The following is a 19,083-nucleotide window of genomic DNA, read 5'->3' on the forward strand; positions in this document are numbered from 1 at the left end:
CTACCTGCGCGCGGTCGTGTCGTTCCATTCGAAGCAGCCGGTCGCGTGTCTGGTGGTGGTGGTTCCGCGGCGCAGTTCGGCGCTCACCCGGCCCTGCGCGCCGTTGGTGAAATGGCGTGAGCCGGAGCCTGTTCCATGCCACGGCGGGTCGATCATGACGGTTTTGCGCCGGGTCACGGTGTCGCAGATGATGTCGTAGTCGTAGCCCGGTCCGTGCGGTGCGCCCACCGGGGTGTCGCCCGCGGACTCGGCGCCCTGATAGGCGTAGACGTGCAGGCTGTCGGCTTCGTCGTCGGCGCAGCTGTAGGTGACGGTGACCGCTAGGGTTCCGCCACTGTCGTCGGCGGCATCGGGCGAGTGCACGAAGGTGACCTCGTCGATGGCCAGGACTCCCCCGTATTCCGCGGCGGCCGGGCCGGACCCGGCCGCCGCGGCACCGATCGTTATCGCGATGATGGCGGCGATCCGAGCGATGCCGCGCCAGCCGAACATTGTCATACCCTCCACGAAGTACCAGCGATGTCGCGCGCACCCGAGCGGTGCGAACCTGCTACGACATTCGTCGCCGATACCGTCGTGGATCGGTGCGCGGGCTAACTCCGCCCCAGCATGCGGCTCCACAACGCACCAGGACCCTTGCGACCCTTGGCAACCGGCGCCTGCGGCAACTGTGCCGCGGGCCGCCCAGCGCCGGGTTCGTCGTCGGCACGCGCCACTGCCGCCCACGCCGTGGGCGAGGTCGGCGTATCGGTGAGCGCGGGCAGCACGACCGTCGGTTCGTCATCGAGTTCGGCCCGCAATCGGGTGAAGTACGCATCCAGTGAGCCGTACCGGAGGGTCACTTCGTCAACGAATTCCAGCACAGCCGACCGTGAGCGCATCTGCATCATCGTCCTTCCTCGAAATCCAGTACCGACCTGTCCACCGGACGCCACGCACGATCAATCCCCCAGCAGGGCAAGAGTTCACAGGGATTCACGCGACGCCGGGCTGTGCTCCACGGGGTGCCGAACGACCTCCACCCCCTGCGCCGCACCGCGGCTCGCCTCTACTCTAGCCACATTTCAGCTAATTCGCCGCTGCGGCCCGAGATTGTGAGATCGTTGGTACGACCACCCGACGGGCGGTGCGAACACTCCGGACAAGTGGAGCTACTTTTCTGAAGGAGTAACCATGGTGAGCGCAGGTGGATACGATCCTCGCTTCGGTGCGGCCGCGGGGGTCACTCCCGGCGGACTCGGCAAACGCGCCGCAGCCCGGTTCATCGACTGGATTCTCGCGATGATCGTCGGCGCGATCTTCTTCTGGCTACTGAACAAGGCCTGGGATACCCCCGACTGGGTGTCGATCCTGCCGGGCGCCGGATTCGGGTTCCTGTACTTCCTCGGCTTCGAGGTGGCCACCGGGTCCACCCCGGGTAAGAAGATTCTCGGGCTGCACGTCAACGGGTCCGGGGGCGCGCCCAAGCCGAGCGTCAAGGATTCGGCGCTGCGCAATGCCTACATGCTGCTGAACCTGATTCCGTGCATCGGCCCGATCCTGTGGTTCATCGCCGCGATCGCGATCGCGGTCACGATCAGTTCCAGCCCGACCAAGCAGGGCTGGCACGACCGGCTGGCCGGCACGCAGGTCATCGACGAATAACCACCGCGACCGGATCGCGGCGGGCCGAGCCTGTCGGTGGCGAATGATAGGACATGCCCATGGCATTGAACTGGAAGCTCGTGATCGATAGCCGGGACTCGGCGACGCTGGCCGATTTCTGGGCCGCGGCCCTCGAATACGAGGTCGAAGACCCCACCGTGCTGGTCGAGCAGTTGCTCGCGGCCGGGCAGCTACCGGAAAGCGCGGTGCTCGAGCACGGCGGGCGCAAGACCTTCCGCGGTTACGCCGCGATCCGGCATCCCGATGATCCGTTCGACCCGGCCAGTGGCGTCGGCCGGGGGCGGCGGCTGCTGTTCCAGGACGTCCCCGAAGCCAAGACCGTGAAGAACCGCCTGCACATCGATGTGCACAGCGCACCGGGCGGCCTCGACGAGCTGGTGCGGCGGCTCGAAGACCTCGGCGCGACCCGGGTCGAGGAATTCGACCGCGGGCCGGCCGGGCACTGGTGGGTCATGCGCGATCCGGAGGGCAACGAGTTCTGCGCCGCCTAGTCGCGCGGGCAACCGCCGGATTCGGCCACCGCGAGGTGGCCGAGTGCGCTTATATCGACTGATGGATCTACAGACCATCGCCGACCGGATCGCCATCGGCGATCTGCTCACCCGCTACGCGCACGCCGTCGACACCAAGGACTGGCCGCTGTACCGCACGGTGTTCACCCCCGACGCCCAGATCGACTACACCACCGCAGGCGGCCCCAGCGGCGATCTGGACACGGTGGTGTCACAGCTGTCGGTGGCGCTCGAATTGTTCTCCCGCACCCAGCATTTCGTCTCCAATGTCGACGTCGCGCTCGACGGCGACCAGGCCCGGGTGCGGGCGATGTTCTTCAACCCGATGATCGTCTCGACCGGCAAGCAATTCTTCTGCGGCGGCTGGTACAACCACGACCTCGTCCGCACTCCCGACGGCTGGCGCAGCACCCGCCTGGTGGAGGATTCGGCATGGTTCGAGGGGCTCGAGCAAGCCTTCACCTGAACCCGGTCAACCGGACCGCAAGCGGATATTTTGTAACGTGTTCTTGTTTTGCCGCGGGTGCCGTGTCAGGCTTGGCCGATGGACCTGGTGGCAATCGAAGCCATTCGCGCGCTCAAGTATCGCTACTTCCGCACGCTCGATCTGAAGCTGTGGGACGAGTTCGCCGACACCCTCGCCCACGACGTCGAGGGCCGCTACGGCACCCACGCGCTCGGCGAGCCGCTGGTGCTCACCGGGCGCGAGGCCGTTGTCGGATTCCTGCGCGACAACATGGGCCCCGGCATCGTCACCACGCATGTGGCCAACCACCCGGAAATCCACGTCGACGGCGAGCAGGCCACGGGCAGCTGGTTGTTCGAAGACACCGTCATCGCCACCGACTACGGGGTGCTCATCCGCGGCTCCGGCTATTACTCCGACCGCTATCGCCGCGATCCCGACGGCGTCTGGCGCATCACCGCCACCGGATACGTCCGCATCTACGAATCCTCGCAATCGCTGGCCGACACACCCAGTCACCGGCTGCTGTCGAATATGTGGGCGCCCTCGGCGTGAACCACGGCCGGGCGTCGTCGGGTCCACCGCATGCCCTGATCGGCGGGCTATTCTCGAGTCAGACCCCGCACGCGGGGGCGCCCCTGGTTCGCGACGAATCGAGGCCACGATGGCCGACCTGCCGCCGACCCAGCGCAGCGCAGCTGCCGGGATCATCGCGGAACTGAATACCGAAGGCTTCGAGCAGGCCGAAGAGATCGGGCGTGGCGGCTTCGGCGTCGTCTACCGGTGCGCCCAGCCCGATCTGAACCGGATCGTCGCGCTGAAGGTGCTCACCTCGGATCTGGCCGCGGAGAACCTGCAACGATTCCTGCGCGAACAACGCGCGATGGGGCAGCTGTCGGGCCATCCGCACATCGTCGACGTCTTCCAGGTCGGCACCACCACCGGCGGCCACCCGTACCTGGTGATGCCCTATCACGCGCACGGATCGCTGGAACGACGCATCCGCGACACCGGTCCGCTCGACTGGACCGAGACCCTGACCCTCGGAGTCAAGATCGCCGGCGCACTGGAGGCGGCGCACCGCGTCGGTACCCTGCACCGGGATGTGAAGCCGGGCAATATCCTGCTCACCGACTACGGCGAGCCGCAGCTGTCGGATTTCGGCATCGCGCGACCGGCCGGTGACTTCCAGACCGCGGCCGGGATCATCACCGGCTCACCCGCCTTCACCGCACCGGAGGTCCTGGAAGGCGAGACACCGACGGTCGCCTCCGACATCTACGGCCTCGGCGCCACCTTGTTCTGTGCCCTGACCGGCCACGTGGCCTATGAGCGCCGCGAGGGTGAGCAGGTGCTGGCGCATTTCCTGCGGGTGGCGGCGCAGCCGGTCCCGGATCTGCGGCATGAGGGCGTCCCCGACGACGTGAGCGCCGCCATCGAACAGGCCATGGCGCGGACTCCGGGCGAACGCTTCGAGTCCGCCGCCGCCTTCGGCGAACACCTGCGCGCGATCCAGCGCCGCCACGACCTGCCCGTCGACGAACTGGCCCTGCCGCCCGCCGCCGCACCGCGCATCGCGACGGCGCCCACCCCGCATCCGCGTGGACGCAGCACCGCTCCCCCGACCCCGGCCACCAAGTACCGGCCGCCGGCCTCGGCGCGCTCGCCCGTCATCCGCAAACGACTCCTGGACCGGCTGCGGTCGGGAGCGGGCAAGCGGCTGACGCTGATCCATGCGCCCAGCGGTTTCGGCAAGACCATGCTGGCCGCGCGGTGGCGCGACGAGCTGTGCGAGGCCGGCGGTGCGGTCGCCTGGCTCACCGTCGACAGCGACGACGACAATGTGGCCTGGTTCCTGGAACATCTCGTCGAAGCGGTACGCCTGCCGAGGCCCGCGCTCGCCGCCGGCCTGGAGCAGCTGCTCGGGCAGTATCCCGAGGACCCGGCCCGCCACGTGCTCACCGCGCTGATCGATCACCTGCACGGCGCCGACGATCAGCTGACGCTGGTCCTCGACGATTGGCAGCGCGTCACCGGCACCGAATCGGTGGCCGCGCTGCGCTTCCTGCTCGAGCACGGCTGCCATCACCTGCCGCTGGTGCTCACCAGCACCTCGACCGCCGACCTGCCGCTGAGCCGGCTGCGGCTCAGCGGCGAACTCGTCGAGATCGATACCGAGGCTTTGCGTTTCGACGCCGACGAAGTGCGGACGCTGCTGGCCGAGGCCGGCTGCCTGCGTCCGGCGGTCGATATCGACGGTCTGACCCAGACCACCGACGGGTGGGCGGTCGCGCTGCAACTGGCCGTGCTGTCATTGCGCGCCGGCGAGGATCCCGCCCAGCTGCTCACCGCACTGTCCGAGCACGCCGATATCGGCGACTATCTCGCCGAGAACGTCCTCGACGGACTCGATCAGAGCACCGTCGAATTCCTGACCACCACCTCGGTCTGCGATCGCCTGTGTGGCGGGCTGGCCACCGCGCTCACCGGGTCCGAGCACGCGGCGGCGATTCTCGACGACATCGAACATCGCGGGCTGTTCCTGGAACGGGTGGGCCCGGATCGCCAGTGGTATCGCTATCACGCACTCTTCGCCGGATATCTGCGCCGCCGCCTCGAGCGCGATCGCCCGCCGGGCGAGATCGATGCGCTGCATCTGCGCGCGGCGGCCTGGTTCGCCCGCCACGATCTGCTCAACGAGGCCGTCGATCACGCCCTGGCCGCCGGCGATCCCGAGCACGCGGTGGACCTGGTCGAAGAAGGTGCCACCCATCTGCTCGAGCACGCCAAGATGACCACGATGCTCGGCATTCTGGCCAAGCTGCCCGCGTCGGCGATCCTGGCACGGCCGCGGATCCAGCTGTGGATCGCCTGGGTGAATCTGGTGCTGCGCCGCCCGAGTACTCCGGCCGAGGTCGCGCTCGCGCGCTTCGCCGCTGCCCTCGAGCAGATGCCGTCGAGTGCGGATGAGATCGTCGACCTGCGCGCCGAGGCCGCCGTGATCGACAGTGTGGCCGAGGTGTTCAACGACCGCATCGACAGGATCGACGGGTTGCTGGCCGAGGTGCTGTCGCGGCCCGGCGACTTCCCGCCCCGGGTCGCGGGGGTAGCGGGCAATATCGACTCCTTCGGAGCGATCTACCGTTTCGATTTCGACGCGGCACGGCGCCGACAGCAGTGGGTCACCCCGTATCACGAGGCGACGGGCCCGTTCGTGCGCGTCTACGGTCGCTGCGCCACCGGCATCGCCGCGCGCGAGCAGCTCGATATTCCCGCCGCGTACGCGGCCTTCGATGCCGCCTTCGAGCTGGCGACCGAGACGATGGGCGTGCGCTCGCATGCGGCGCGGATCGCCGGTGCGTTGCTCAGCGAGCTGCGCTATTACAGCGGCGACCTCGACGGCGCGTTGCGGCTGCTGCCCGATTACCGCGAGTTGGCGGCCGAGGGCGGCGGTCTGGTCGATGTGATGATCGCGACCTATGCCACCGCGGCCCGGATCGAAGCGGCACACGGCGATCGCGACGCCGCCACCGCGCGGCTGGCCGAGGGCATGCGCCAGGCCGAGCAGCTCGGGCTGGCACGGTTGGCGGCGCGGCTGCGCACTGAGCGCATCCGGCTGGGGCTCGGTGTTTCGGAGGCCGTGGCGCAGCAGCTGCTGCGGCCGCGATCCCTGCACTGCGCCGACGGAATCGCCACCATCACAGCCGAACTCGACGAAGACTCCGCGATCCGGTTACTGCTGCTGCGGCACCGCGACGAGGAGGCCTGTGCGCGGGCGCTGGCGCTGGCCGCCGCCATCGATCCGGATCGCCGCCCGCTGGCCGCACTGGGCGCGACGTTACTGCTGAGCGCCGTCCTGCGGCTGACAGGCCGGGCCGGCGAAGCCGAGCAGCTCGGCGCCCCCGCGGCCGCGCGCTGTCGCGAGAGCGGACTGCCGCAATTCCTGCTCGACGCGACAACGGTCGCGCCGCCGTCATCGGGATGATCGGCTCGTCTCGTCGGCGGTGTCCGGGTAGACGGGTAGCTCGTCATCCCAGGGCTGGCGGGTCACCATGTCCTCGACCCGCACTGTGCCCCGCTCGAATTCGCCGGTCGCGGCGTCGACGAGGCGGTAGCGCTGGGTCTGGGTGTGGATGGGCTGGGCGTCGAGCAGCACCACCCGCACCTCGCCGGGTTCGAAGCCGCAGCGCTGGTGCAGCGCCTCGATCAATTGCTCGTTGTGCAGGTGACCGTCGCCGAAGTTCCAGCCCAGGGCGGTGGAGCAGATGCGTTCGCCGTCGGTGATGGTGTATTCGGCTTCGTCGTTGCCGGTCATGGCGCGGTGGGCCAAGGTGAACAGCGCCCGCCCATGGGTGTTGAACGAGCGGAAGGCATAGCCGAGGTAGAGCGGGATCTGGGCGGCTTCCTTACTGCCGTAATAGCGTTCGAGCTGCGCGGCGGGCATGGCCGCGACCGCGATGATGCCGGCCCGGATCTTCGCATCCGCCGAGGGTTTGATGCACCACAGCGTGGTGTCCCAGTTGCCGGCGTAGTAGCGCATGCCCGGCAGGAACGAGATCTTGGCGGGAAACAGGTTGCCCGCGATGACGATCCCTATCAGCACCGCGAACACCAGCGCCAGCAACGCCGGGGAATCCACTTGGGCCAGACCGAGATCGGCGTGCCCGACGAACATGGTGAGCACACCGAAGATCATGAAGACATTCCACTCGAGCGGCACGCCCATCGGGATCGCCACGAGAATCGTGAGGTGGAAGCAGATCATCGCGATGGCGGCGATCGCGGTGGGCCAGCCGCCATGGCTGAAAAACAACACCAGCGGCACCAACAGTTCCACCGCGGTCCCGCCGTGCGCGAGCACGCGCGAGGGCCGGCCGGGGCGCAGGTCGTCGGGGAAACGTTCGAAGAACATCCGCTTGACGGCCTTGGGCCGCAGCACCGGATTGTTCGACATCATCGTGGAGACCACGAACGGAAAGTGCTTGTTCAGCTTGGAGATCGCGGCACCTAGCCAGATCACGACGAAGACGATCTTCGCCGCGACGATCATATCGACGCCGCTGAACAGGAACACGACCGTGAACGATCCATACACCTCACCGCGCGCGGCGAGGAAGATGACCTTGTCCCGCAACCCGAGCACGCCCAGTACCGCGAGAATCGCCACGATCTGCCAGGTCGGCAGCACACCGACGGTGGTGTCGAGCTCCGGGATCGGCCCGGTGCCATCGGAGAACAAGGCCACCAGCAGCAGGATCAGTAGCGCACCGTAGAGCAGGGCGTCGACGGGCGTGCGCGCGGTGCCTGCGGTCAGCGGCACCCGTCCCGGCCAGGGTGGCAGCCGGATGGTGCCGGGGCGCAACCAGTACAGGATCGAGCCCATCGGCGGGAAGAACCGATTGTTGAGCGGCCCGAAGCCGCAGCCCAGTCCGACCACCTCGAACAGCATGGTGAACAGGACGACCTTCTGGAACACGATGGGCTCGGTCCACCACGTTCCCACCGCGGTGAAGCCGTCGATTCCGCTGGTGCTCAGCACGATCAGCCAGGCGGCGAGAATGTAGAGCGCGATCTTCACGACGTAGAACAGGTGCAGCGCCACCGGCGTACCGAACCCCACCTCCGCCCAGTGCCGGGCCATCGGCCGGATCTTCTCCGACCGGGTGCCCTTGCTCCATTCGGCGTAATCGACCACTGGGAGGTTGGGACGAAGAAACCCCATCACACGATCCGTTCCGTCGCCAGAATAAGAACGTGTTCTACTTTAGCGGCGCTCCCGGGGGATGTACGCCGAATCCGGCAGACGCCCCGGGGGCCGGACTGGCTACCTGCGCGCGGCCTGGGAAATGGCAAGCCCTCGCACACCGGGTTCGGGTGTGCGAGGGCTTGCCGATGAAACCGGTGGGTCAGCTCTTCACCAGCTCCAGTTCCGGAGCTTGCGGCGCTTGCGGGTCGTCGGACCGGTCCGGTTCCTCCGCCGTGCTCGCCCGATTCGGCAGCAGCACCGCCACCACGATGACGATCACGGCCAGGGCAGCCGAGACTCCGAAGGCCAGCTTCATGCCGTCCAGATGCGCGGTCGTGGCGTCCACACCCTCGTCGATCAGCGAGGTGCTGCGGGTGGACATCACGGTCACCACCAGCGCCGTGCCGAGCGCGGCGGCCACCTGCTGAAGGGTGCCGAGCATGGAGCTGCCGTGCGAGTACAAATGCTGCGGCAGCGCACCGAGGCCGAGGGTGAACACCGGGGTGAACGCCGCGGCCAGCGACACCATCAGCAGGATATGCAGGGCCAGCAGCTGCCAGTACGGCGTGCTCATCGAGATCAGGGTGAACCCGGCCAGCGAGACGGTGACGCCGATCGCCGCGGGAATCACCAGCACCCGCCCGCCGAAGCGGTCGAACAGCCGGCCGATGGTCGGTCCCAGCAGACCCATCGCCATGCCGCCCGGCATGACCAGCAGTCCGGTGCTCAGCGGGCTCAGCCCACGCAGATTCTGCAGATAGAGCGGCAGCAGGATCATCGAGCCGAGCATGGCCAGGAAGGCGATCGACATGAAGATCAGCGCCTTCGTGTAGGTGCCCGAGGCCAGGATGCGCAGATCCAGCAGCGGGGTCCCGGTGCGCTGGAGCCGCAGCTGACGCCAGGCGAACACCCCGATCAGCGCGATACCGGCGGCCACGATCAGCGCCGGGGTGGTGACGCTACCGGTTTCGAAACGACTCAGGCCGTACACCAGGCTGCCGAAGCCGAGCGCCGCGAACACCACACTGGACCAGTCGATGGCCCCGGCTTCGGGCTCGCCGACGTTCTCCAGCCGCCGCAGCCCCAGCCAGGTGACCAGGCCGGCGATGGGCAGCACCAGCACGAACAGCCAGCGCCAGGAACCGACCTGCAACACCAGGCCCGACAGCACCGGGCCCATGGCGGGCGCGACCGAAATGGCCAGGGTGACATTGCCCATGACGCGGCCGCGGTCACGTTCGGGCACGACCGTCATCAAGGTGGTCATCAGCAGCGGCATCATCACTGCGGTGCCGCCGGCCTGGATGACGCGCCCGATCAGCAGGACCGGGAACGACGGCGCGATTGCCGACAGCGCGGTACCGGCGAGGAAGACTCCCATCGCGAGGGCGTAGGCGCGGCGGGTGGTGACGCGTTGCAGGAACCAGCCGGTGACCGGGATGACCGCGGCCATGGTGAGCATGAAGGCGGTGGAGACCCACTGCGCGGAGCGTTCGGTGATCTCGAGATCGGTCATCAGGCGCGGGATCGCGTTGATCATGATGGTCTCGTTCAAGATCACCACGAAGGTCGCGAGCACCAGCAGCCGGATCACCGTCGGAGTCCGCTGCCCTCCCGTCCGGCGTTCGGTCACTGCGTTGGGCATCGGGGTACCTCCGGTAATCGTGAGCATGGTGTCGGGTGGCCGATGGCAGGTCATCGTCGACCTCGCGCGGCCACACCTGATCAGACGGGAACCGCCGGATGGATTCATCGGTCGCACGCCGATCCGCCTCCGGCGGCGCCCCTCGTTGGCGTCGCCGAGCCGTTATCGGGCTCGAAGAACAGCAAACAAGCTAAACCACACTCGAGGTCAAGTCATCCCATTTATTTCTGGGTCATCGCCGTGACACGTCGGCTCAGGGCGCGCGCCGGGGATGATCCGCCGGCGAGGTAGGCGCCCACCGCGACGAGCAGCGCGAGGACGAAAACGGTCCACACCCTCTGCCACAGCGGCGCGGTGAGGGCGTCGAAGATCGCCGCGGCAGCCTCGGGTGAGCGCAGGGCCGGCCCGCGATGGTCGAGGTAGTAGGCCCGGGCGAGCCGGGTGGCGAGTGCGAGCAAGGCCATGGACGCGGTGCCGACCAGGCCAAGCGCGACAATCGCGCGGAGCCGGGAACTCTTGGGCGCGAGGGCGATTGCCGCGGCGGCGGACAGCAGGGTCAGCCACGGCAGGATCGCGGCGGCGCGGTCGAGCGCGTCGACGGCGCGACGAGCCTTGGCCAGTTCGGCCGACTGCATGAGCACGAACTGCGCCTGCACCCGCGGCACCCGGTCGGCGAACACGAAGCCCCGTTCCAGCAGCCGGGCCTTGGCCCGGTCGATGATCGGCGCCAGTGACACGCTGATCGTTCCGGTGTCGTCGATCTCGACGGCGCCGGAGCGGGTCTGGCCGGTCAGCACCGCGACCACCTGGCCGTGCGCGGCGCGGTTCGCCCCGGCCCACAGGTCCTCGAATTCCTCGGATTCGATCAACGTGGTGACGGTCTCGTGCACGAAATCCGTGGCCTGATCGGCCAGGACCGGACTCAGACCGGCGATGACCCGCTCGCGCCGCTGCCCCTCACCGGCCACCTCCGTCAGTGCCTGCGCCACGATCGACTCGAGATCGATGCGGGTGACGATCTCGTCGGTGACCCGGTCGGCGAGCGCGGCCCGCACCGCCGGATCGGCGGCCACGGGTGCGACGGTGTCCACATAGCCGTCGGTATCGAGCAGGGTGCTGTGCGCGGTGCGCGCCAGGACCGAGGCCCCGGCCAGCACGCCGGTCACGATCAGCAGCACCACCACCGCGGTCCAGCGCAGCCGGCGCGGCCATGGGCTCGGGCGAACCGGCCTGTCCGGCTCGGCCGTCGGGTGCTCGGCGTCGGCCTTCTCATCCATGCCACGTCCTCGCTGTTCGCGGATGCGCCGGTGGCAGCGCACCGGTCGTGCTCATTGTGGACGCCTCGGGGGCGCGGTGCGCTCGGGACACCCCGGTCGATGCCGCATGGCCGGCTCCGCCTCAGGTTTCGGCGCCCGGCTCGATCGGGATGCCGAGGATGTCGAGGAAGGCGCCGGCCGCCGGGGTGCGGGTGGTCCGGCTCCAGATGACGTACTCGACGCGGGTGGGCGCATCGGTGACCTCGACGGTGACGACGCCGCTGAGCTGCGGCACCCACAGTGCGGGCAGCATGGCGATGCACAGATCCTGGCCGACGAGGCGGGCGATGTACTCGGCGGAACTGACCTCGAAGGCGACATCGCGGTCCAGGCCGGCGGCCGCGAACGCCAGGTCCGATTGCGCGCGTCCGGCGGTGCCGGGTGGCAGGTCGACGAAGACCTCCGACACCAGTCGGCGCAGGTCGACCGGGCCGCTGCCGGCGAGGGGATGCTCCGGCGCGACGACGGCCACGAGCCGGTCACGGGCCAGTTCGTGAGCGGCGACGCCCTGTGGCTGGGTGGTGGGTGGCAGTCCGAGGAACGCCACGTCGAGTGCGCCCTGTTCGACCCGTTCGGCCAGGCCCTCACTCGCGCCCACGCGCAGACTGATCCGGACGTGGGGGTAGCGGCGCCGGAATTCGCGCAGCGCGGCGGGCACGTCGACCGCCGCGACTGACGGGATCAGGCCGACGGCCAGCCGGCCGCGGATCTCACCGACGGCCGCGGCGACCTCGGCGGCCGCGCGTTCGGCGGCGTCGAGGCACTGCCGGGCGGCAGGCAGGAACGCCTCTCCTGCCGGGGTCAACCGCACCCGGCGACTGGTGCGTTCGAACAGCCGCGCACCGAGTTCGCGTTCCAGGCGGGCGATCTGGTGGCTGAGGGCGGACTGGACGACCAGGCAGCGTTCGGCGGCGCGGGTGAAGCTGTTGGTCTCGGCGACGGCCAGCACATACCGCAGTTGTTGCAGCTCCATCTATCCATCGTGAATCACGATCGTTGCGGTGACAAACATGTGTTGGATTCATTGATCGATCCCGGGTGAGATGGAGAGCATGAAAACTTCAGCCGCGGAACTGGTTTCCGCTGGGCCCACCGCGGCGCCGGGTTACGGGAATCTGCCGCTCACCGCATTGACCACACTCACGCCCATCACCTGGGGCACCACCTACGTCGTCACCACCGAACTGCTGCCGCCGGGGCACCCGGTGTTCGCCGGCCTACTGCGCGCGCTGCCGGCCGGGCTGATCGCGCTGGCATTCACCCGGATGCTGCCGCGCGGTGCCTGGTGGTGGAAGGCGGCCGCGCTCGGCGTGCTCTACATCGGGTTGCCGTTCCCGCTGCTGTTCCTGTCGGCCGAACATCTGCCCGGCGGTGTCGCGGCGACCCTGGCGGCTGCGCAGCCGTTGGCGGTCGCGGTGCTGGCTGTGCCGGTGCTGCGCGAGCGCCTGTCGATGTGGCGGGTGGGATGGGGATTGATCGGCGTCGTCGGCGTCGGCCTGGTGGTACTCGGCCCGAATGCCGGCCTCGACGGTGTGGGCGTGGTGGCGGGTGTCGGGAGCGCGGCGTCGATGGCGCTGGCGCTGACGCTCACCAAACGCTGGGGCCGTCCGCCCGAGGCCGGGCCCACCACCTTCGCGGGCTGGCTGCTGACCGCCGGCGGACTGTTCCTGTTGCCGCTGACTTTCCTGCTCGAGGGCGCACCGCCCGCGATCGATACGCAGGCGGGCCTCGGCTACCTCTGGATGGGACTGGTGGGCGGGCTGTTCGCCTATGTCGTGTGGTTCCGCGGGATCGCCGCCCTGCCCGTCGCCTCGGTCGCGGTGCTGGTGCTGTTGTCGCCGCTGGTCGCCGCGATTCTCGGGGCCGTACTGCTCGGTCAGACGCTCGGCCCGATCCAGCTCACCGGCTTCGCGCTCGCGCTGGCCGCGATCGTCGCGGGCCAGCTGCCCGCCCCCGCTCACGATGTGTCACCTCTGACTCCGAAAGGAACTGCTCGATGAAGATCACCGTTGTGGGAGCCGCGGGAATGGTCGGCTCCCGGGTCGTCGGAGAAGCCGCGCGCCGCGGCCATGACGTCGTCGCCGTCTTCCGGACAGCGCGGCAGGTCACGCTGCCACCCGGCGCGGTGGCCGCCGTAGGCGATGCGGGCGATCCCGAGCAGATGAGTGCGTTCTTCGTCGGGGCCGATGCCGTCGTGGCCGCGACCCGTCCGGCTCCCGGCCACGAGCACACCGTCACCGCGGCGACGACCGCACTGCTCGAGGCGGCCGCTCGGGCCGGCGTCCGGATCCTGGTCGTCGGCGGCGCCGCACCCCTGCGGGTTCCCGGCCAGCCGGATCGGCTCGTGCTCGATCACCCCGGCTACGTGCCCACCCACATTCGCCCCATCGCCGCGTCCAGCGTCGCGCAGTTGGCGGCGTGCCGCGAGCATCGGGCGGACTGGACCTATCTGAGTCCGCCCGCGCTGCTGGAACCGGGTGCGCGGACCGGGAAGTATCGCCGGGGAACCACCACCCTGCTCACCGATCCCGAGGGCGCGTCCCGGATCTCGGCGGAGGATTTCGCCGTCGCGGTCGTGGATGAACTCGAAAGGCCCAGCAATAGCAAGCATTTCACGGTCGCCTCTTAGCGGCGTCCGGCCGACCACGGAGAATCGCAATGAACAGGGTCGCCTACACATCGTTCGCGTCGGTCTGCCTGGCGGTGTCGGCACTGCTGCCCGCGCAGGCGTCCGCGCGGCCTCCGGAGGTCCCCACCGTGATCGCCCTGCCGGCCGGGTTCCAACCCGAAGGGATCGCGATCGGCGCGCTGCCACTGGCCTACTTCGGATCTCGCGGCGACGGTTCGCTCTACCGAGCCGACCTGACGACCGGGCGGGGCAGGATCTTCAGCCCCGGACCGGGGACACCGGCGCTGGGCCTGGCGCTCGACGCGCGGGGCCGGCTGTTCGTCGCGGGTGGCACCGCGGGCACGGCCCGGGTGATCGCTGCCGAGACCGGTGCGGAACTGGCGACCTACCGGCTCGGCACCGCGCCCGACACGTTCGTCAACGACGTCACCCTCACGCCGACCGGCGCCTGGTTCACCGATTCCCGGACGCCGGTGCTGTACCACTTGCCGATCGGCCCCGACGGTGCGCTACCTGACCAGGATTCGCTGGTCAGGCTCCCGCTGACCGGTGACATCCAGTACGTGAACGGGGCGATCAACGCCAATGGCATCGTGCGCACGCCCGATGGTGCGGCGCTGATCATCGTGCAGTCGGCTACCGGGCAGCTGTTCCGCGTCGATCCGGCTTCGGGCCGCACCACGCGGATCGATCTGGGCGCTGAGGATGTTCGGAGCGGAGATGGCTTGCTGTGGCATGACGGCGACTTGCTCGTGGTGCAGAACCGGCTGAACATGGTCGCGGCGGTCAGACTGGACGAGGCCGCGAGGACCGGCCGGATCGAGCGCCGTATCCGCGATGAGCGCTGGGATGTACCCACGACCATCGCGGCTTTCGGTGACCGGCTGTATCTGCCGAACGCGCGGTTCACCACGCCGCCGACAGCGACGACCCCGTACAACGCCGTTGCTGTCGAGCAGCCGCGGTAACCGCATCGATGGTTGCCTCCCCCCTCTCCACATTGCGACACTGACCTCGGCGAACCCTGCACCCCGACGATCGCAGGAGGGCTCATGGCGGACACCAGCGACAACGCCGTCCCGGAGGCCTGGACGACGCTCAGCCCGCTGATGGATCTGGCGACGCCGATGGCGTTGCGGGTCGCGGCGACGCTGCGCCTGGCCGACTTCGTGGCGGACGGGCCGCTGCCGGTCGAGGAGCTGGCCCGGCGTTCGGACACCGACGCCGACGCCCTCGGCAGGCTGCTACGGCACCTGGTCTGCCACGGCGTGTTCACCGAGCCCGCGCCGGGCACCTTCGCCACCAACGACGTCGCCGCACTGCTGCGTTCGGATCATCCGACCCGGATGCGCGGCTATCTGGATCTGGACGGGTTCTTCGGGCGGATGGACCTGGTGTTCACCGCGCTGCTGCATACCGTCCGCACCGGAAAACCCGTGTGGGAGAAGGTGTTCGGTGCACCGTTCTGGGAGTACCTGGACAACGACCCGGCGATGAGCGCGGCGTTCGACGAGGCGATGGCGACCGGCGTCACGCGGCTCGGCGAGGAGGCCGACGACTTCGACTGGGCCGGCGCCCGGCATGTCGTGGACGTCGGCGGCGGCACCGGGTCCTTCCTGGCTCAGGTGCTCGAAACGCATCCCGGTATCCATGGCACACTCATCGACCTGCCCGAGACCGTCGAACGCGGCAGGCAACTGCTGACCGCTCGCGGCCTGGACGAGCGTTGCGATTTCGTCGGGCAGAGTTTCTTCGACCCGCTGCCGGCCGGCGGCGACGTCTACGTGCTGTGCCGGGTGATCCACGACTGGGACGACGAGCAGGCAGTGGCCATCCTGCGCCGGTGCGCGCAGGCCGCCGGGCGCGACGGCCGGGTTGTGCTCATCGAGGGCTATGACTCCACCCGCGATCCGGCCGCGTTCGCGGAAATGAATCTGCGCATGCTGGCGATCTCCGGCGGCCGCGAACGCAGCATCGAGGACTACACCGCGCTGGCGGCCACGGCCGGGCTCGCCGTGGCGGGCGTGCACCCGACCCGGCAGGGCCATCTCGCCATCGAATGCGTGGCCGCGTAGGACCGGGCCTATGAGCCTGCGCTGACGCGCGCCGGTTCCACCCGGAAGACCGGGCAACGCGGCGCGGCCGCGGCGAACGCGTCGGGGTCCGCCGATGCGACCGCTCCCGAATTCAGCATGAAACGCACGCCGTGCGGCACCTTCTGCGGGAAGGCCCGCAGGATCGGCTCGCGCTCGGGCACCGGCAGCTCGGTCAGCGAAACCCGTTGTTTGCGGCGGCCTTTGGCGAGCACACCCCAGCCGGCCGCGCGGGCGTTGCGCACCCAATCGGCGTCGTCGAATCCGCCGACGACGTAGGTGATGCCGTCGACGGTCAGCGGCGAGACCGGTGTGGTGCGCAGGGTTCCGGTTTTGCGGCCGGGCACCGACAGCACCCGCATGGTGCCGAGGGCCAGGCCGAGGGCTTGGAGGGCGATCACCACCCGGTTGAACGGCTTGAGGCGGCGCCGCATCCGATCGTTGTCACTGGTCATGGTTCTACTCCTGGTTACTTGCGGCGGGAAATTCGTTGTTCGGCCAGGCCATTCCGTGGTCGATGTCGCGGGCGACACCGTCGAGCCAGTCGATCTCGGCGGCGCGCTGATGCTGGAGGAACTCCGCCTCCAGCAGCACCGCGCGCGGGATTCCGTCGGCGTGTTGGGCCACCATCCGGGCCGTGTCGGCGTGGTCTTCGCGTAAGCGTTCGGCCCGCAGGCGCAACATCCGGGCGGCCGATTCCCGATCGAGGGCGGGCAGATGCGCCAGCGCGGCGACGAAACGCGGGTATTCGTTCACCGGTTCGGTGAGCATCTCCTCCAGTAGTTCGCGCAGCAGCACGCGGCCGGTCTCGGTGATCTCGTAGACGGTGCGCTCGGGTCGCGCACCGGCGCGCGCCGTACCCACCTGCCGCACCAGTTCCGCGCGTTCGAGCCGCCCGATCGCGTCGTAGAGCGATCCGCCGCGCAGCTTCACCACGTCCTCGACGTGCCGCTCACGCAGGGCCACCTTCATCTCGTACGGATGGCGCGGACGCTCGGCCAGCAAGGTCAGTACCGCCAGCGTCAGGGGCGTTCGCAGCGCACGCATTCTCGGGGCCGCCTCCGCTTAGTCGAATTCGTTTAGTCGAACTCGACTATACCGCGATTCCCGGAGCGCGGCTCGCCGGAGGCATCAGGCCCGGCCGCCGTCGTTCCAGCGGGTCGACGAAGCCATTCCGCACGCTGCCCGACCAGCCGAGATCCACCGGCGGACGCACGCGCAACCAGCCACCAGCGACGGCAAAACTGAAACACGTTCTTGCTGGAGTCCATGCCATTGGCTAATATTCCGAACACCTGTCCAGACACTCAGGAACGCTGGACGCTCGACCCCGCGCCTGCCGGGTGGCGGAACCCCGCGCCGGGGCCGACAGCACCCGGCGGACCGAAGGAGTGCACATATGACCGGCTCTGGTTCCCTCGGCGACGCCTTGCGTTTCGGCATCGTGTTGTTCACCAGCGACCGCGGCATCACCCCCGCCGCCGCGGCCAAGGCGGCCGAGGCCACCGGCTTCCACTCCTTCTACGTGCCCGAGCACACCCACATCCCGGTCAAGCGCGAGGCCGCGCACCCGCAGACCGGCGACGAATCCCTGCCCGACGACCGCTATATGCGCACCCTCGACCCCTGGGTGGCGCTGGCAACGGCCGCGGCGGTGACCGAACGGATCGAACTGTCCACCGCGGTCGCGCTACCGGTCGAGCACGATCCGATCACCCTCGCCAAGACCATCGCCTCGCTCGATCACCTGTCCGGCGGGCGGGTGGTGCTCGGCGCCGGATTCGGCTGGAACACCGATGAACTCGCCGATCATCACGTCCCGCCGAACAAGCGGCGCACCGTGCTACGCGAATACCTCGAGGCCATGCGGGCGCTGTGGTCGCAGGAGGAGGCCGAATACCACGGTGATTTCGTCGATTTCGGGGCGAGCTGGGCCTGGCCGAAACCGGTGCGCGGTTCGGTGCCGGTGCTCATCGGCGCGGCGGGCACGGAAAAGACCTTCCGCTGGATCGCCGCTTCGGCCGACGGCTGGATCACCACACCCGGCGAAACCGATATCTCCGAACGACTGGCGTTGCTGCGCAAGATCTGGACCGACGCCGGCCGTCCCGGTAACCCGCGGGTGGTGGCCCTCGATATCAAGCCCGATGCCGAGCGGCTGGCCGAATGGGCCGAAGGCGGCGTGACCGATGTGCTCTACGGGCTGCCCGACAAGCCGGAGGCGGACGTGGTGGCCTACCTGGAACGCCTGTCGGACAAGCTCTCTCGCATCGTCGCCCCGGCCGGGAGCTGAGATTACGACTTGACGGGGATGCGCAGCGCGTTGACCCACAGGCGCGTCGCGGTGAAGGTGAGCTCGTCCATCGACACCGCGGCGTCGTCGCCGGCCATGGTGACGAAGTGCCCGAACGCGAGCCTGCTGACCATGCCCGACAGCGCGCGGGAGGCGAGCAACGGGTCGAGGCCGGGGTCGGCGAGCCCGCGTCGCTGGAGATCGGCGATGCTGCGGGCATTGCGCTGGATGAACGCGTCGGCGCGGCGCTGACGCAGTTCGGCGAATTCGGAATCGATGCCCGCGACCTGTTCCAGCAGCGCCATCAGCTTGGCATTGCGCTGATAGGCCTCGAAGTAGGCACGGTTGCTGGCCTCGACGATGGCGGCGGGGTCGTCGTCCTCCGGGACATGGGGCATGCCCGGATGCATCATGTCTTTCTGGGCCACCTCGAGCACCGCCGCGAAGATCTCTTCTTTGCTCGCGAAATAGGTGTAGAAGGTGCCGGAGGAGCAGTTGGCGGTCTGGGTGATGTCGATCAGCCGGGTGTCGAGGTAACCACGGCGTTCGAACACCTCCCGCGCGGCCGCGACCAGCGCCGCCCGGGTGCGCAGGCCGCGCTGGGTGGTGGGCAGCTCACGCAGCAGGGAGGTATTCGCCATCGACGGCGCGTCGGCGCCATCGGTATCGGTCAGCGGCTCTCCCATGCAGCATTTATACCGCCCGGCCCGGCCGAAGC

19 protein-coding genes are annotated in these 19,083 nt (G+C 69.0%); 10 read left to right on the top strand and 9 right to left on the bottom strand.

All coding sequences use genetic code 11. The annotated features are described in order from the left end of the window. Together NOCYR_RS15570 and NOCYR_RS15575 are read right to left on the bottom strand one after the other, a co-directional pair. On the bottom strand, positions 1-498 hold the full coding sequence (locus tag NOCYR_RS15570) for a hypothetical protein (protein ID WP_148280659.1): 498 nt from the start codon (positions 496-498) through the stop codon (positions 1-3). Between the two features lie 95 nt (positions 499-593). Then, complete coding sequence (locus tag NOCYR_RS15575; RefSeq protein WP_014351344.1) at positions 594-890, bottom strand: hypothetical protein; 297 nt, start codon at positions 888-890, stop codon at positions 594-596. Between the two features lie 283 nt (positions 891-1,173). Here NOCYR_RS15575 and NOCYR_RS15580 point away from each other — a divergent pair, with 283 nt between their 5' ends. From NOCYR_RS15580 to NOCYR_RS15600, 5 genes are all read left to right on the top strand, one after another. Continuing rightward, complete coding sequence (locus tag NOCYR_RS15580; protein WP_014351346.1) at positions 1,174-1,644, top strand: RDD family protein; 471 nt, start codon at positions 1,174-1,176, stop codon at positions 1,642-1,644. A gap of 59 nt (positions 1,645-1,703) precedes the next feature. After that, positions 1,704-2,156, top strand: coding sequence for a VOC family protein (locus NOCYR_RS15585; RefSeq protein WP_014351347.1), 453 nt, complete (start codon positions 1,704-1,706; stop codon positions 2,154-2,156). Positions 2,157-2,217: 61 nt separating this feature from the next. Beyond that, positions 2,218-2,643: a nuclear transport factor 2 family protein gene (locus NOCYR_RS15590; RefSeq protein ID WP_014351348.1), complete on the top strand. Its 426-nt coding sequence runs from the start codon at positions 2,218-2,220 to the stop codon at positions 2,641-2,643. Positions 2,644-2,721: 78 nt separating this feature from the next. After that, the gene (locus NOCYR_RS15595; protein WP_014351349.1) at positions 2,722-3,198 is read left to right on the top strand and encodes a nuclear transport factor 2 family protein; all 477 of its coding nucleotides are present in this window, start codon (positions 2,722-2,724) and stop codon (positions 3,196-3,198) included. Between the two features lie 109 nt (positions 3,199-3,307). Next, positions 3,308-6,628, top strand: coding sequence for a serine/threonine-protein kinase (locus tag NOCYR_RS15600; RefSeq protein ID WP_014351350.1), 3,321 nt, complete (start codon positions 3,308-3,310; stop codon positions 6,626-6,628). Here NOCYR_RS15600 and NOCYR_RS15605 read toward each other — a convergent pair. From NOCYR_RS15605 to NOCYR_RS15620, 4 genes are all read right to left on the bottom strand, one after another. After that, positions 6,617-8,365, bottom strand: a complete 1,749-nt coding sequence (locus tag NOCYR_RS15605) for a DUF3556 domain-containing protein (RefSeq protein ID WP_048833432.1) — start codon at positions 8,363-8,365, stop codon at positions 6,617-6,619. The genes NOCYR_RS15600 and NOCYR_RS15605 overlap by 12 nt on opposite strands. Before the next feature lie 184 nt (positions 8,366-8,549). Beyond that, entirely contained in the window at positions 8,550-10,034 is a 1,485-nt protein-coding gene (locus tag NOCYR_RS15610; RefSeq protein ID WP_048834195.1) for an MDR family MFS transporter, read from the bottom strand. Between the two features lie 221 nt (positions 10,035-10,255). Then, the gene (locus NOCYR_RS15615) at positions 10,256-11,311 is read right to left on the bottom strand and encodes a hypothetical protein (protein WP_014351353.1); all 1,056 of its coding nucleotides are present in this window, start codon (positions 11,309-11,311) and stop codon (positions 10,256-10,258) included. Positions 11,312-11,432: 121 nt separating this feature from the next. After that, entirely contained in the window at positions 11,433-12,323 is an 891-nt protein-coding gene (locus NOCYR_RS15620) for a LysR family transcriptional regulator (protein ID WP_014351354.1), read from the bottom strand. Between the two features lie 79 nt (positions 12,324-12,402). Here NOCYR_RS15620 and NOCYR_RS15625 point away from each other — a divergent pair, with 79 nt between their 5' ends. The 4 genes from NOCYR_RS15625 (at position 12,403) to NOCYR_RS15640 (ending at position 16,054) form a co-directional block, all read left to right on the top strand. Continuing rightward, entirely contained in the window at positions 12,403-13,350 is a 948-nt protein-coding gene (locus tag NOCYR_RS15625; protein WP_014351355.1) for an EamA family transporter, read from the top strand. Further along, entirely contained in the window at positions 13,347-13,979 is a 633-nt protein-coding gene (locus tag NOCYR_RS15630) for an NAD(P)-dependent oxidoreductase (RefSeq protein WP_014351356.1), read from the top strand. Before NOCYR_RS15625 ends, NOCYR_RS15630 begins: the two co-directional genes overlap by 4 nt. A gap of 29 nt (positions 13,980-14,008) precedes the next feature. Then, positions 14,009-14,947 carry an SMP-30/gluconolactonase/LRE family protein gene (locus tag NOCYR_RS15635; protein WP_014351357.1) on the top strand — a complete coding sequence of 313 codons (939 nt, stop codon included), beginning with the start codon at positions 14,009-14,011 and terminating at the stop codon, positions 14,945-14,947. Positions 14,948-15,031: 84 nt separating this feature from the next. Continuing rightward, positions 15,032-16,054, top strand: a complete 1,023-nt coding sequence (locus NOCYR_RS15640) for a methyltransferase (RefSeq protein ID WP_014351358.1) — start codon at positions 15,032-15,034, stop codon at positions 16,052-16,054. An 8-nt stretch (positions 16,055-16,062) separates the two neighbouring features. On the opposite strand, the gene NOCYR_RS15645 is transcribed toward NOCYR_RS15640, so the two are convergent. Then, positions 16,063-16,527, bottom strand: a complete 465-nt coding sequence (locus NOCYR_RS15645; protein ID WP_014351359.1) for a nitroreductase/quinone reductase family protein — start codon at positions 16,525-16,527, stop codon at positions 16,063-16,065. A 4-nt stretch (positions 16,528-16,531) separates the two neighbouring features. Next, complete coding sequence (locus tag NOCYR_RS15650; RefSeq protein ID WP_014351360.1) at positions 16,532-17,119, bottom strand: PadR family transcriptional regulator; 588 nt, start codon at positions 17,117-17,119, stop codon at positions 16,532-16,534. 382 nt (positions 17,120-17,501) lie between these two features. Here NOCYR_RS15650 and NOCYR_RS15655 point away from each other — a divergent pair, with 382 nt between their 5' ends. Further along, positions 17,502-18,365, top strand: coding sequence for an LLM class F420-dependent oxidoreductase (locus tag NOCYR_RS15655; RefSeq protein WP_048834198.1), 864 nt, complete (start codon positions 17,502-17,504; stop codon positions 18,363-18,365). A gap of 2 nt (positions 18,366-18,367) precedes the next feature. Here the strand turns inward: NOCYR_RS15655 and NOCYR_RS15660 are convergent, their stop codons facing one another. Continuing rightward, positions 18,368-19,051 carry a TetR/AcrR family transcriptional regulator gene (locus tag NOCYR_RS15660; RefSeq protein ID WP_014351362.1) on the bottom strand — a complete coding sequence of 228 codons (684 nt, stop codon included), beginning with the start codon at positions 19,049-19,051 and terminating at the stop codon, positions 18,368-18,370. Positions 19,052-19,083 lie beyond the last annotated feature (32 nt).

This window comes from Nocardia cyriacigeorgica GUH-2, from assembly GCF_000284035.1.
GTDB classification, from domain to species: domain Bacteria; phylum Actinomycetota; class Actinomycetes; order Mycobacteriales; family Mycobacteriaceae; genus Nocardia; species Nocardia cyriacigeorgica_B.